Here is a 14,318-nt window from a genome sequence, read left to right as displayed (position 1 = left end):
AAGTTAGTTACCGGGGCCCCATCGAGTGTTCTTTGGGAATCCTTTCAATGGAGAGGTAGTTGGCTTTGAAGAGATATCTGATCGGCATTGTCGTCTTTACTTTGCGGATGCAATTCTTGGAATTTTGGATTTGTATACGAGTAAAGTGTTGAAATACCAGAGGCTATTGTATAGAATTGACTAGTAAAAGTGTAACCCATGTGAGTGATCTAAAGTGTTACCGATGTGCCTTTCCATACAGGCATCGGATATTTTTTTTGCCTGTGAAGGTGTGAGTTCTAAATCAAAGATTAAATGTTCGATATCTTTATGAACCGAAGTTAGAATGATCTCTTGTAATTTTCCTTTACCTACTACGGTTTTGGGATCGGGATCTCTTTTTTGGATATAAGTATCCACAACATGGATTCCAGCTGTACGACAGAGTTCTTTGAGTTCCGCCATAGAATGGTCAGGCGAACGTTTCATTTTGCGAACATCATACACACCCACAAGAAACGCTCTGTTTTCTTTTTGAGAGGTTTTGAGAGTTGATGTTTTTTTTGTAAATTCGGATTCTAATGCTTCGACTTGTTCTAAGTATCCATACTTCAATTGGCCTGGATATTGTTTGGGAGATAGGATCCAAGGTTCCTTTGCTTCAGGATCTGGGTTGATAAAGGCCGAAAAAAAGAATTTGGGAATTCCGTCAGAACCAACACAAGCGGCCGTAATGGAATCAAAACGGTTAAGGACAAGGTCCATCAGGTCTTCTTGGTTTAACGGGTGTTCTTTGAGGTGTGTATGAAAGAGGCGAAGCCCGCGGAGTCTTGAATGAGCAACACGGTACCGATCCAAATGGGGAATTTCTATGGAATGGTCATTCCCTACAATCAGATGAGTGACATAACCCGACCTCTCAATGAGAAGGCCTACTTGCCTACCGATTTCCACTGAAATCTCACCTACGAGCCTAGCTAGGTCCATAGATACGATAGAATCCTCTCTAAGACGCCTTTCGGAGAGAGATTTTAACTTTTTTAGCTGGTTTGGCTTGAGACCAGCTAGATTGCCGCTAATTTTACTTATAGTAAGTATCCGATATTCAAAGTATGGAAGTAGGCTATCAGATGTTTCAAAAGGGTCAAGACATAATTTGGAAGAGCAGTTTATGGGTGGTCCTTGTTTTATTGATAAGTTGTTCCACATCAAAACCTTACCAGTTAACAGACGTTTCACCAAAGTATAAAGAATACCAAGGAAGTGATTTAGATCCTCACAAAACGAAGGATGTAATCATCCCCGTAACGAACAATCGTAAGTATGATGAGTTTATCCAAGAGGCGCACAAGGCCATCGCCCTATTAGAATTTGCTGAAAACGTAGCTCTTCGTGCTGATAGCAAAAAGACTGTGGGCGAACCAGCCGATAAAGAAATGCAAGCAGCTGCCTATTTGGAAGAAGACCTTCCTCCTATCATCGCTAAACTTCCGGGGCTGGTTCAGACTAACCAAGATCTGATTGATAGCACTCCGAATGACTTCGATGGACCGGCCATTGGTCGAGTGAGTTATGAATTAGGCAACATTTTAGAATCTTTAAAACAAAATAGTCCCAAAGCGATTGGAATTCACAATGCGATCCGTCATTTGCGTTCAGACTCTGGTAAAGATGCGGCAGAGAAGGAAATCAAACCTGTAGTAGAAGATCCCGTTATCAAACCCAATGAAATTGATACGGCAAAAAAAGTGGAAAAAATAATCCCAAAGAAAGTAGATACTACTCCCAAAATTTCCATCAAACGACTTAATCGCAAAACGAAAGTTACAGGTAAAGCAAAAGTTACTGACCAAATTAATGAGTTAGTCAAAAAAGAAGAGGAAGCAGTTCTCTCTGATGAAGAAAAAAAAGACAAAGAATATACAGAACAAATTCGTAATGGACTCGTTCAGGTATTCCAATGGGAATATTACCGTAGACCCAAGAACTTAGAAAAAATTCTAACAACACATCCTATTCCCCGTGTTCGTTCTGCAGCAGCCCTCGCCCTGGGTCGACTACAAGCAGGCCGTCTAAGTTTACAAAATGCCATTGATAAAGATGGATACCAAGTAAGACCTGCAGCTTACAAAGCTCTGTCGGATCTTGGAGACAAACGTTCCCTTCCGTATTTTATCGCTGGAACCAAAGCGGAAGATCCCGAAGTGATTGCAGTTAGTTACGAAGGACTCGGGAAAACAAAAGATCCAGCCGGTCGAGAGATGATTCTGACTACAGGACTTGCCTCTGAATATGTTGTGATTGTATCTGGTGCCCTCCGAGGACTCGCCTACCATAAATTAGATGCTGATGTAGAAGTGTTTGATAAATTTCTGAAATCCAATGACCAAGAAATCAAAGAAGCAGCTCTCGAAGCCCTCGCCATTCATGGAAGCCGGGAAAGTCTTAGGATTTTAGAACGAGTTGTGGCAGAAGAACCAAACCTTGCTTTGTTAGCAGTTGATGAAATTAGCAAAAACCCATCTCTCTCAGCTACTTTTGCCCTCATCCGATTGAACGAATCCCAAACGGACGAAAAAATAAACAAACGAATTGGAGAATCTTTACTTCGCCGCAAAGCTTTTGGTAAATATGCCATCATCCTCATAGAAGACGACTATCTCAGATCAGAACCTAACGAACGTTCGAGACCGGTGTCTTATATCAAAAATAAGGAAATTGGACTCATCCTTTCTGAAACAAAAAAGGAATTTGCTGTTCGCATTGGGGAAGATATCCTCACCGATAAATACATTCAGGTGAAAATGGAATCCACTCTACCTGGGGCACGCGGTGCCTTTGTGACCGGTTGGGTGTTCTATCCAAAACTGGATATTATAGAAGTAAAACAACTAGGAAGTGACGGAAATTCAGGTAAGTATTCCAACTTAAAAAAAGGAAAACACAACAATCTCTTCAACCCAATCGAAGAGATCAAAGTTCCTAGAAAGGAGTAGTTTTTCCTTTGGAAAGAACGGTGGGAACCCATTCCACCGTTCCTTGTTTGAGTGGCACTTTGGGAATCATCCAATGGAGGCCACAAAACCAAGGTAAAAACAAAGAAGAAAAAGGCATCACACCGAATACATCAAATCCAGTGGAGGCGATGACAAGAACGCCCTTGAAACCTGATTTGTAAATTTTACGCATCATCCAAAGTCCAGAGGTTTGCGTTTCCATTGTGACATCAGAAACAATCATATCGTAATTTGGATTTTTAGAAAAAAGGACAAGGCCTTCTTTGGCATCCACTGCTCTGTCAGATGGGATATTTTTTGAATCGAAATATGTTTTTAGATTGTTCGCATAACGATCATTATCATCAACAATTAAAACTTTTTTCATATTTAAATCTCCGCTTCGGCAAATTGACTATCGTATAATTTTTTATAAATTCCATTTTCAGCCAACAGGGAATCATGATCGCCTTGTTCTTTGATCTCACCCTCCTCAATCACAACAATATTTTTCACACGGCGCACTGTAGAGAGGCGATGGGCAATGATAAAGGTAGTTCTATTCTTAAAGAGTCGTTCTAAAGCGCGGCTGACCAAACGTTCGGATTCGGCATCCAGGGCACTTGTTGCTTCGTCCAAAATCATAATCTCCGCATTTCGTAACAAAGCACGAGCAATCACTAAACGTTGTCTTTGGCCCCCACTTAGATCGAGTCCTCGAACCCCAATGACTGTGTCGTATCCATTTTCCATTTTGGTAATGAAGTCGTGGGCATTGGCAAGACGAGCAGCACGAACCACTTCTTTGCGAGAAGCAGCCCCCGTCCCATAAGCGATGTTATCTGCAATGGTCCCATGGAAGAGAAAGATTTCCTGAGTCACAATTCCGATTTTTTTACGAAGGGAGTTTAGAGAGAAATTACGGATATCCGTTCCATCGATTCGAATTTTTCCCGCTGTGGGATCAAAGAACCGGGGAATCAAATCCATCAGTGTCGATTTACCAGAACCGCTGGTTCCCACAAAGGCATAAGTTTCCCCTAGTTTGATATCTAAGTTGATTCCTTTGAGGACTTCTTGGTTGGTTCCAGGATAAGAAAAATGGATGTCATCAAATTGGATTCCGTCTTCTATTTTTTCGAGAACCGTTTCGTCTCCATGTTCTACCACTTCGGAATCACGATCGATGATTTCAAAAATACGTTTCCCTGCGGAATTGGCTTGGGTAATTTTACCGACCATTTGTGAAAGTTGAGTGAGAGGACGAAGTAAAAATAACAAGGTAAGGAGAAAGGCCATAAACTCCCCTTGTGTGAACTTACCAGAGTAAATGAATTTGGCACCCATAGCAAAGTATCCAAGAACCACAATAGAAGAAGTGAGTTCCACAAGGCTCGGTGCCATTTGTAGATAGAACTGTCCTTTGAAAGTCCGGCGGTATACTCTATAGTTGATATGATCAAATTTTTTAAGATCCTGATTTTCCTGGCGAAAGGTTCGGATGACCTTAATCCCTGAAATGAACTCTTGGATATGGCTGTTTAAGTCGGCGATTTTTTCTTGGAATCGAGCAGTGGAGGAAGAAATTTTTCTCGTAAAAAGAGTTACCGGCAATATCACAACCGGAATTGTAAGACAAGCTAAGACTAATAATTCAGAATTTAGATAAATAAGAATCATTAAGTGCGTTAAAACATAAAAAAAGTTAATCACCGCATCACGTAAGTTACTTGAAATGACCGCAGCTACAATTTCTGCATCGTTAATGACACGGCTCATGATCAGACCGGTTTTTTCTTTATAAAAATAAGTGAGAGGTAACCTCTGAACTTTTTGGAATAATTCCTGGCGAATGTCTCTCACCGCTTTATAACCGGCGGTGGCAATACAATAGACAGATAAAAGATAGGTTCCGAGTTTTAGTAGATAAAGGGGAAAAACAGCAATACAAACTACCCAGACCACTTCCTTAGGTTCCATGTCCGCTGTGAATTCGTTGATTTGGAGTTTTGCTGAGATGATCACACGTTTGATACGTTCGAGCCCATCCAAACTATCTGCTCCGAGTAATACTTCCTGCACTAAGATGGTTTTTTCTGGAAGAGTTAAATCCAAATGAAAACGATTGTTTTTATCGCCACCTAACGAATCAAAGAGGGGGATAAGGGCTGTAAGAGAAATACCATTTAGAACCGCTGTCAAAAGTGCAAATACCAAACCTAAAACAAATCGTTCCCGGTAATGCACAGAGTAGGACAGTAGTCTTAAAAAATATTTCATTGGATTACTTCCTCATAGAAGTTACGAAGTAAGGTTTCCCCATGTTCTGTGAGGATGGATTCGGGATGGAACTGAACCCCAAAGACCTTATTCCATTTTCTGTGACGAATTCCCATTATGACTCCATCTTTTGTTTCGGCTGTCACTTCCAATTCGCTCGGAAAAGAAACTTTCGATACCGTCCAGGAATGGTATCTGTTTGCTAAAAAACCATTGGGAATGTTTTTAAAAACACCTTCGCCATTGTGTAAGATCTCAGAGGGCCGTCCATGAAACACATCGGGTGTTTGTTCCAAACTGGCGCCGAACATTTCTCCAATGGCTTGGTGACCAAGGCAAATTCCAAGCACTGGCATTGACTCATACATTGAATTTAAATGTGACATGAGTTTTCCTGAAGTTTTAGGAAGGCCGGGTCCTGGTGACAAAACAACTGCCTTGTAATTTTTTTGTAAGTCCAGGGGTAGGTCTTCATCATGCCGCATGACAGTAGTTGGTATGATTTGGTTCAGGTATTGGTACAGAATATAGGTGAATGAGTCGTAGTTGTCGATGAGAAGGAACATACTAGGAGAGGACAAGTGGAGTAAACTTTTGATTCCACCTGTCCTAAATCCAATCTTTACGCGTTAGGAGTTTCGATCCCAACCCCGTCATTTAGAAATTTGGAAATGATCACACGTTGGATTTGTGAAGTACCTTCGTAGATTTGGAAAATTTTAGCATCGCGCATTAATTTTTCTACAGGGTATTCTTCGTTAAATCCGTAACCACCAAAGATTTGAACTGCATCTGTAGTGACACGCATTGCCATATCAGCACAAAATACTTTTGCAATGGATGCTTGGTATGTATTTCTGTATCCGCTATCGATAAGCCAAGCAGATTGCCAACAGAGTAATCTTCCGGCTTCAATGTCACGAGCCATTTCGGCGATCATAAAACTAACACCTTGGTTGACAGAAATAGGTTTTCCGAACGCATTACGAGTGTTTGCATAACGAATGGAATGATCAAGGGCCGCACGAGCCACACCAACAGCTCCAATCGCGACTGCTGGACGAGTTTTATCAAAAGCACCCATAGCAATTTTGAATCCGTCGCCTTCTTTACCGATCATATTTTCTTTAGGAACTTTTACATCTTCGAAGGTAACACCGCGAGTGTCAGAACAACGTTGCCCCATATTTTTTTCTTTTTTACCGATGATGATTCCAGGAGTTTTTGCATCTACGATGAATCCAGTCATCCCTTTATGACCGGCATTTGGATCTGTTTTTGCTAAAACAAAAAACCAATCTGCATGGCCAGCATTTGTGATCCACATTTTGGATCCGTTGACGATGTATTCGTCACCCACTCGTTTTGCTACGGTGCGGATTCCGGCAACGTCAGATCCTGCGCCCGGTTCTGTCACTGCATAAGCGGCGAGAGTGAAATTTTCCGACATTGGTTGGATAAATTTTTTCATTACATAATCATCAGCACCTAACAAAACAGGCGCTAATGCAAGATTGTTTGCGAGGATAGCAGTGGCCATTCCCGAACAACCATAAAACAACTCTTCCGAAGCGATGAGTTCGTCCAAAACACCGAGGCCTGCACCACCGTATTCCACAGGGATATGCATATTCATAAGGCCTACGTCAAAAGCTTTCTTTAAAATTTCTTTCGGATATTCACCTGTGTGGTCATGGTGTTCCGCCTTAGGAGTCATTTCATTTTTGGCGAAATCTTTAGCTAAATCGCGGAGGGCTTTTTGTTCATCGGTGATTGAAAAGTCGATCATGGGTTGCCTTATTGATGTTTTTTTACAGTACTTTGGAATTTTCTCTCTGAGTCAAGAAACTAGGGCGACTTAAATCTGTTGAAAAATCTTTTGAATCCAAAATCCTAGCCTTGGGAGAAAACAATGTCAGGACACTCGAAATGGGCGACGATTCGAAGAAAAAAGGGAGCGATTGACGCCAAAAGAGGCGCCATCTTTACAAGGATTGCCAAAGAAATTTCCGTAGCAGCAAAAGATGGTGGTGGAGACCAAGAAGGAAATCCAAGACTTCGCCTAGCTGTCACAAAAGCAAAAGCTGCCAACATGCCAAAGGACAATATCGAACGTGCCATCAAAAAGGGCACCGGTGGTTTGGAGGGAATGGTGTATGAAGAGTGCCTGTACGAATGTTACGCACCGGGTGGTGTTGCCATTATGGTGGATGTCCTTACCGATAAAAAATCTCGTACCACCCCTGAAATTAAAAGCATTCTAACCAAACTCGGTGGATCACTTGCCAACGCTGGAGCCGTTTCTCGTCTTTTTGAACGAAAAGGACAACTGACTCTAAAAGCAGATCAAATTTCCGAAGAATCTCTCTTTGATTTGGCACTGGGTGCCGGCGCTGAAGACATCCAAGTCAACGATGGGATGTATGTGGTACTTACAGCTCCTGCAGAATACGAAGCAGTCCAATCGGCACTTTCCACCAAGGGACTGAACATGGAAGAATCGGAAATCAAATACATTCCCATGACCACTGTAGAAGTGAACGATAAAGATACGGCAGAAAAAGTGATGAAGTTAATTGAAAACTTGGAAGCCAATGATGATGTGCAGGGTGTGAGTTCCAACTTTGAGTTAGGTGAAGGTGTAGAGTTAGATTAAAATTTTTCTCCCAAAGACAGGGACGAGTTATGTCGCCCTGTCTTACCTCCGATTTGGATCTTTGCGGTAGCGAAACTACCGCAAAAAAATCGACTCAAACTGGTTTATCTTTTTTTGATCAATCCTGCGATGAAGATCAGTAAAATGGCTCCAATCACTGCCACAATAAGCTCGGCAACAAGTCCGTAAGAACGAAAGCCTAATAACCCAAATACAATTCCTCCCAAAAAGGAACCCACGACACCAATCACCAAATTGGCAATGAGCCCAAATCCTTTTCCACGCAAAATACGACCTGCAAGCCAACCTGCCGCAAGACCAATCAGTAAAAACCAAATAAAACTAATCATAAGTTACTATCCTTGTTGCCTTTTCTTTAGAATTCTCATAAATTTACAAGAAGTCGTTTGAGAATCAAATCATATACGAAGGCTACATTTGAAAAATCAACTTTTAACAGGTCCCTATTATTTTGGTATGAAGGACTTGGATGTATTCAAAAAATATTTCATCCAAGAGAACCAAGGGAAACCACTCTTTCTCATTCGTTTTGAAAACATCAGTGGTCTTGAACTTACCGATTTTTTGGATCTACTTCGAACTGAGTTTTATGCCTGTTTGGATTTAGAAGATATCTCTTTTGGATTCCATCATATAGAAAAACAAAACATATTGATTATGGGAATCTCTCCACTATTCGAGTGGGACATTGAACGTTTTCCTAATATTGAAAATGCGGTTGGTAAATTCCAACAACAGTGTATGCAAAATAAAACGGCCTCCTTTCATTTTGGAGTCTCAAGAACGCAATCCAATTTTATTTCTGATAGTGATGAAATTTATAACGAACTTTATAAATCTTCGGAAAAAAATCTAAACGATAACTTAGTTCGTTGGAGTTGGACTTATTACAATAAAGCAAACACTTACATTTCTGGATCGGTTCATGAAGCCATGATCCAACCGACAGTAATCTTCAATCCAAAAGACAAAACTTATTCTGTCAAAGGGGGAGAAGTATTTCTCGGTGGTGGTGCCTATATTGGTTATAAAGATTTAATTAATGACATTCCTTCGGACCAAGACTTAAACCGTATTGAACTTTTGATTTTAGAAAAACTCATCATTGCCTGTGAAGGGGCACCAGGACTTTTAAAATTCAATATTTCACCGCAATCACTGATTGATACTTTTTCCCATCAGAATCGAGTGGATCGATTGAAAAAACTCATTCAAAATAAGGATCTGCTTCCAGAGAACATTCGATTTGAGTTGGTAGAAAAACCCTATGACGATTCGCATTATCCGTTAAAGGATGTATGCCAAGCATTTTATTCGCATGGAATGAGTTTTGCCGCAGACGACTTCGGTGTCAAAAGTCAGTCCCACCAAATTGTGTTAGATCTCGGAATTATGATCAAAGAATTCAAACTAGATCCTATTAGTTTTAAATTCAAAATCGAAGAAGACCAAATTAAATTTTTAGACAACCTAGCATTTATTGATTATTGCAAACGCCTTGCTGACAACAGGGAGGCCGTAATCACTGCGGAAGCGGTTGAGGATTATGATACATTGCGGTTCCTTATGGAACACCAAATTTATCAATTCCAAGCAAACATTCTTTTTGGAAAAATGACGATTTCTGATTATAAAAGGGATTTTGAACTTCTGCATTCCATACACGAAGATGTGGTGAAAGAAGTATTGACAGATAAAATCTTGTCAGAAAAACAAAAGAAAATCGGAAACTTGTTTCGAGTTGCATCAGAAGAGGGTTTAATTTAAAATCAATTATGCATTTCATTATGGCGATTGAAAACGATCTAAATTCCTCACAGGATTTGGAAAATATCTTCCTTGGTTTACGCCAACGAGTCGTCGTAACAAGGTTTTCTCAAACAGTGCAAGAATATGCAAAATCCTCGAACCCAGATATCATTCTCATGGGTTTAACCTTTAAGGATAAAAAAGAATTAGAATTTGTTTTAGAACTTCGTCGCGACGTAATCACACATAACATTCCTATTTTGGCAATGATTCCTAAAGAAGATTCCAACTTCATAGCAAATCATAAAGCGCTTGGATTTACTGATTATATGGTAAAACCATTGATCAAACAACCGCTACTAGACAGAATCCATTCCCTTATTGAAGAATATAAGTTCAGTGAATCTTCCAAAACTAGAGACAACATGTCCTTTGTTGTAGTGGATCGAGGCCATGGACGTGTATTATTCCAATGTCGTGCCAATCTCAAACGATATGTATTTCCAGAATTCAAAAAAATCTTCACTCCTAATTTTTTAAAATCCATTCAAGCAGAGCGTATTTGTTTTGATGTTCGTGTTGTTCCAGAATTAGGAAAAGACGAAGTAGAAGTATTCGAACGTGTAATGAAAATTTTTCTGGGTCATGAGAGAGTTGTATTTATTGCGGGCCGTCACATGGGGGCTTTCATTGAACATGCAACTGATGAAGAGAAAATGTTAGTGTTTATGGCTCCCAACGAATTCGATGAATACGTAAGAATGGAAGACCTGAAAAAAGAAGAGCAGCGGAAAAAAGAAAAAAAAGAAAAATTTGTAAAAGATGGCGGTAAAGAAAGACCACCTGCTCCTACTCTTCTGAGTGAAGTTAAAATACAAATCCCAATCAATGAGCCGGTGATTCCAGAAGAGCCTTCTATTCCCAAAAATCCAGAAGATTTACCACCTAATTCTGGTTCTGTGATATCAAATCCATCAACACCCTAATCATAATTTTTCAGAAAACAAAAACAAAAGAAGTAAACAATGAACTACAAACGCGAAGTCATCGATATTCCCAACGGTAAAGGCGAAATCATTCGCTTTCAAATGAATGATCAAAACTCACTAACTGGTCAAAACATGAAAGACCTCGGTGATATCTTAAAGGAAATCAAAGCCGATAACTCCAAACGAGGTGTCATCCTTACCACGGATAACCCAAAGTTTTTTTGTAATGGTCTTGATGCTGAAAACCTACTCTCTACTAGCCGAGACAAACTGATTGATGAAGTTGGTGGAATTGTAATTCTTTTTGGGGAACTCGTAAAGTTTGACAAACCATTAATTACTGAAGTCACAGGCCATGCGATGGGTGGTGGAGCAGTAATCACTGTAGCATCCGATTTTAAGTATATGTTGGATGGAAAGGGAAGGATCGGATTTACAGAAGTGAATGTTGGTCTACCTTTACCTGGAAGTTTTATTGATCGTATCAAAATGTGTGTGGATCCAAGGTATTGGGCAGAAGTATGTTTGGAAGGAACTACTTACAAAGGTGCTGAAGCTAAAAAAATTGGACTCATCGATGAAATTGCTCCGACCCCGGAAGAGGTAAGAAAAATTGCTTTGAAAAAATTGGAAACACTTTCAAAAGTTCCTTCTGCTGCTTATCGTTCTACAAAGAATACATTAAATGCGGCGCTTCTAGCAAACCTAGAACAGTATAAAAAAGATACGATCAAATCTTTTGAACAACCCGGTGTTGTTGATAATCTACTCGAAGCAATGACGGCTCTAAAGGAAAAACGTAGACCAGTTTTTAAATAAAAATCTCCGCAACCGAGGGGAAAATGACTAACACCCCTCGATTCTTATAAGTCTTTTCACCATAAGAGCCGAAAATTATAGTGAAATCTGATGTTGCGTTCCTTCGTATTAGTACTTATACTTTCTTTTTATCCTCTCTCTGCAATATCTGTCTCTGATTTCCCGCCAGGTTTTGTTTTAAAAAACCCATACCTTTGGCCAGTAAAAGGATACGATTCTATTACCGGTGCCTTTGGAGAATTTAGAACCGGCCATTTTCATATGGGTCAGGATTTTTCCACAGGCGGTAAAATCGGCATTCCTATCCTTGCCGTTGCAAATGGAAAAGTAACTCGAGTCCAAAGAAGATGGACTAGCATTGGTTATGCGCTATTTTTGCAACACGATGATGGGATGACCTCTCGTTATGGCCATTTGCATAAGTTTTCTCAGAAAATTATTAAACAAATTTTAAAATCAAAACAAGCAAAACGATACAAAGATCGAACCGACTTTGATATTGCACTTCCAGAAGCGGTGGAAGTAGAAGCAGGTGAAACTATCGCATTCTCGGGTGATACGGGCGTAGGTCCCCCTCACCTTCATTTCGAACTTTTTAAAGATAATGTATATTACAATCCTATGCATTATGGTTTGGGTTACAATGTGGCAGAACCAATTGTATTTAATGCATTACGCATCACACCGCAGACACCGCGCACTTTCATCAATGGCAGAAACGAAACTGTCGAAATTCCATTTTATGAATCCAGTGGAAACCGATTTGAATTATCGGAAACTCCTACACTTTTTATCCAAGGCAAGGTGGGAATCCAAATTGCAATCCATCAAAAATCCAATAGCAATCGTTTAGGTATTTTCACCTTAGATATGTTAATTGGTGAAAACGTTTTGCAAGGATTCCAACTTTCTAAAATTCTAAAAGAACATACAAGAAAAAATGTTTTGCTTTATGATAGTTCTGTAAGTAAACCCAATGGAAACCCATTTTCATATTATCTCCATACTCGCGATGGTAATGACCTTTTGGGTATGAGAAGTAATGGTCGTGAACAAGGTCTTCTTGATAGCGAACAGATGCGAATGGGAGAACCAAAAGAAATTACCATCCGGGCAACGGGAATGGGTGGACAAATGTCCTTCGCCTCCTTTTACATTCTCAAAGACCAAGGTGACTATAGTCATATTGTTACTAAAGAATGGAAATATAACGTGTATTACGATCGTTATACAACCTTTAAGTCAAAGGATACTAAGGTAGAATTATTTTTCCCAGTCAATGCAGTGTATTCAAAGGCATTTTTTGAAATCGAAGCCCAAGAACAAATCCAAATCAATACACAAGGACTCAATCAACTCTCCAGTGTATACAAAATTGGACCCGATTTTAAAGACTTCAATTTAGGTTATGATCTTTATGTAAAGGTTCCTAAATCGAAAGATATTAACTCTGCTGACTTGTATGAAGTTTTAGCTGATGGGAAGGTAAAAAAAATCAATGGATCTTCTTTTAGTTCTTGGGGTCAGTTTTTCAAAGTAAGACTTCGTAAAACAGGCCTCTTCGTAGTTCTTTCTGACCAAACACCGCCGAATATTTATCTGCATGAATTTATGAATAAAACGGTATATCCAAGAGAAGACTTTGCTTTGTATCTAAAGGCAGTGGATGTTGGATCAGGAATTATGCCTGATGGATTTGATATCACTGTAGATGGAATTCCAGGAAAGGCAGAGTTTTTTCCAAAAGATGGACGTTTAGAAATCTTTGAACCAGAAATTTTATACGAACCAGGGAAACATACTGTGCTTGCGAGTGTCAGAGATTTTGCAGGAAATTGGAGTTCTACTGTTCGTTATGATTATGAAATCCAATCACCACCCGTGCCTGAGGAAAAAAAGAAACCCGCTACAGACAATCTAAACATAGAAACTGTTAAAGATAAAAAAAATACGAAAGAAACTAAATCCAAACCATCTTCGCCTAAGGTGCAAAAGGCGACCAAATCGATCACAACCGCACCCAAGGCAAAGGATAAAAAATCTACATCCCGATAGCTGCACCACCGTCAACACGGAGGTAAGTTCCAGTAATGTAAGATGCATCGTTACTTAAGAAAAACTTAACAGCAGATGCGATCTCTTCTTGTTTTCCTGGACGTTTGAGTGGGATCACTGAAGGATCAGTCAACTTTTCTTGCACTTCTTTAGAAAGTGTTCCTGTCATTTCTGTTTGAACGTATCCAGGGCAAACTGCGTTTACTAGAACGTTTCTTCCTGAAAATTCACGAGCAGAAACTTTAGTTAAAGCAATCACTCCGGCTTTGGAAGTAGAGTAGTTTGCTTGTCCTGGTTGTCCTGTAAGTCCAGAAACTGAGGAGATATTTACGATCCGACCAGAGTCAGATTTAAGAATCAATTTACTTGCGGATTTAGTCATAAGGAAAACTCCCTTACAGTTCACATCCATAACGAAGTCGTATTCTTGTTCAGACATACGAATGAGAAGGTTATCTTTCAAAACTCCCGCGTTGTTCACAAGAAAGTCTAATTTTCCAAAAGCTTCTTTTGTTTTGCTAATAGCAGCGTCACAATCTTCTGGTTTTGTTACGTTACAAGCAACACCAATTGCCTTCACACCAAATTTTGCTTCTACTTCTCTTGCAGCCTCTTCAATTTTTTCCTGATTCAAGTCAACAAGCACCAAACTTGCACCATGCGATGCGATACGGTTTGCGATAGCTCTTCCCAAACCAATGGGAGAGGCAGCTCCTGTTACCAGTGCTACTTTTCCTTCGAATTCTTTGGACATATGCCCCCCTAGGATTTATT

General features: G+C 39.9%; 12 protein-coding genes and 2 pseudogenes. 7 read left to right on the top strand and 7 right to left on the bottom strand.

The features are described 5' to 3' along the window. Nucleotides 1-13: 13 nt before the first annotated feature. A pseudogene (locus LEP1GSC199_RS22285) lies at nt 14-184 on the top strand (IS481 family transposase); the annotation flags it as partial. Nucleotides 185-240: 56 nt separating this feature from the next. Here LEP1GSC199_RS22285 and LEP1GSC199_RS08390 read toward each other — a convergent pair. Further along, nucleotides 241-966, bottom strand: a pseudogene (locus LEP1GSC199_RS08390) (HflX-like GTP-binding protein); the annotation flags it as partial. Between the two features lie 143 nt (nt 967-1,109). On the opposite strand from LEP1GSC199_RS08390, the gene LEP1GSC199_RS08385 reads away from it, so the two are divergent. Further along, nucleotides 1,110-2,975: a HEAT repeat domain-containing protein gene (locus LEP1GSC199_RS08385; RefSeq protein WP_002980440.1), complete on the top strand. Its 1,866-nt coding sequence runs from the start codon at nt 1,110-1,112 to the stop codon at nt 2,973-2,975. On the opposite strand, the gene LEP1GSC199_RS08380 is transcribed toward LEP1GSC199_RS08385, so the two are convergent. Genes LEP1GSC199_RS08380 through LEP1GSC199_RS08365 form a run of 4 tightly spaced genes read right to left on the bottom strand, consistent with a single transcriptional unit; the run spans nt 2,962 to nt 7,044 of the window. Continuing rightward, nucleotides 2,962-3,363, bottom strand: coding sequence for a response regulator (locus LEP1GSC199_RS08380; protein WP_002980368.1), 402 nt, complete (start codon nt 3,361-3,363; stop codon nt 2,962-2,964). The genes LEP1GSC199_RS08385 and LEP1GSC199_RS08380 overlap by 14 nt on opposite strands. Nucleotides 3,364-3,365: 2 nt before the next feature. Further along, entirely contained in the window at nt 3,366-5,255 is a 1,890-nt protein-coding gene (locus tag LEP1GSC199_RS08375) for an ABC transporter ATP-binding protein (RefSeq protein ID WP_002980311.1), read from the bottom strand. Beyond that, entirely contained in the window at nt 5,252-5,821 is a 570-nt protein-coding gene (locus LEP1GSC199_RS08370) for an anthranilate synthase component II (RefSeq protein WP_002980477.1), read from the bottom strand. The genes LEP1GSC199_RS08375 and LEP1GSC199_RS08370 overlap by 4 nt, the downstream gene beginning before the upstream one ends. Nucleotides 5,822-5,877: 56 nt before the next feature. Next, the gene (locus tag LEP1GSC199_RS08365; RefSeq protein ID WP_002980280.1) at nt 5,878-7,044 is read right to left on the bottom strand and encodes an acyl-CoA dehydrogenase family protein; all 1,167 of its coding nucleotides are present in this window, start codon (nt 7,042-7,044) and stop codon (nt 5,878-5,880) included. A gap of 123 nt (nt 7,045-7,167) precedes the next feature. Here LEP1GSC199_RS08365 and LEP1GSC199_RS08360 point away from each other — a divergent pair, with 123 nt between their 5' ends. After that, nucleotides 7,168-7,911 (top strand): YebC/PmpR family DNA-binding transcriptional regulator, encoded by a 744-nt coding sequence (locus LEP1GSC199_RS08360; protein ID WP_002980428.1) that lies wholly within the window; start codon nt 7,168-7,170, stop codon nt 7,909-7,911. A gap of 104 nt (nt 7,912-8,015) precedes the next feature. Here the strand turns inward: LEP1GSC199_RS08360 and LEP1GSC199_RS08355 are convergent, their stop codons facing one another. Next, nucleotides 8,016-8,261 (bottom strand): GlsB/YeaQ/YmgE family stress response membrane protein, encoded by a 246-nt coding sequence (locus LEP1GSC199_RS08355; protein WP_002980321.1) that lies wholly within the window; start codon nt 8,259-8,261, stop codon nt 8,016-8,018. A gap of 88 nt (nt 8,262-8,349) precedes the next feature. Here LEP1GSC199_RS08355 and LEP1GSC199_RS08350 point away from each other — a divergent pair, with 88 nt between their 5' ends. The 4 genes from LEP1GSC199_RS08350 to LEP1GSC199_RS08335 all read left to right on the top strand — a co-directional run bounded on the left by LEP1GSC199_RS08350 (nt 8,350) and on the right by LEP1GSC199_RS08335 (nt 13,544). After that, nucleotides 8,350-9,699, top strand: coding sequence for an EAL domain-containing protein (locus tag LEP1GSC199_RS08350; protein ID WP_002980416.1), 1,350 nt, complete (start codon nt 8,350-8,352; stop codon nt 9,697-9,699). An 8-nt stretch (nt 9,700-9,707) separates the two neighbouring features. Next, nucleotides 9,708-10,667, top strand: a complete 960-nt coding sequence (locus LEP1GSC199_RS08345) for a response regulator (protein WP_002980455.1) — start codon at nt 9,708-9,710, stop codon at nt 10,665-10,667. Between the two features lie 39 nt (nt 10,668-10,706). Then, the gene (locus tag LEP1GSC199_RS08340) at nt 10,707-11,489 is read left to right on the top strand and encodes an enoyl-CoA hydratase/isomerase family protein (RefSeq protein WP_002980443.1); all 783 of its coding nucleotides are present in this window, start codon (nt 10,707-10,709) and stop codon (nt 11,487-11,489) included. A 90-nt stretch (nt 11,490-11,579) separates the two neighbouring features. Continuing rightward, complete coding sequence (locus tag LEP1GSC199_RS08335) at nt 11,580-13,544, top strand: M23 family metallopeptidase (RefSeq protein WP_002980457.1); 1,965 nt, start codon at nt 11,580-11,582, stop codon at nt 13,542-13,544. Here LEP1GSC199_RS08335 and LEP1GSC199_RS08330 read toward each other — a convergent pair. Next, entirely contained in the window at nt 13,531-14,298 is a 768-nt protein-coding gene (locus LEP1GSC199_RS08330) for a glucose 1-dehydrogenase (protein WP_002980273.1), read from the bottom strand. The two genes, LEP1GSC199_RS08335 and LEP1GSC199_RS08330, sit on opposite strands and share 14 nt — an antisense overlap. Nucleotides 14,299-14,318 lie beyond the last annotated feature (20 nt).

Origin of the sequence: Leptospira vanthielii serovar Holland str. Waz Holland = ATCC 700522 (genome assembly GCF_000332455.1) — a bacterium.
GTDB classification, from domain to species: domain Bacteria; phylum Spirochaetota; class Leptospiria; order Leptospirales; family Leptospiraceae; genus Leptospira_A; species Leptospira_A vanthielii.
Note: the sequence above shows the minus strand (reverse complement) of the source record. Positions and strands in the feature narration are given on the sequence as shown.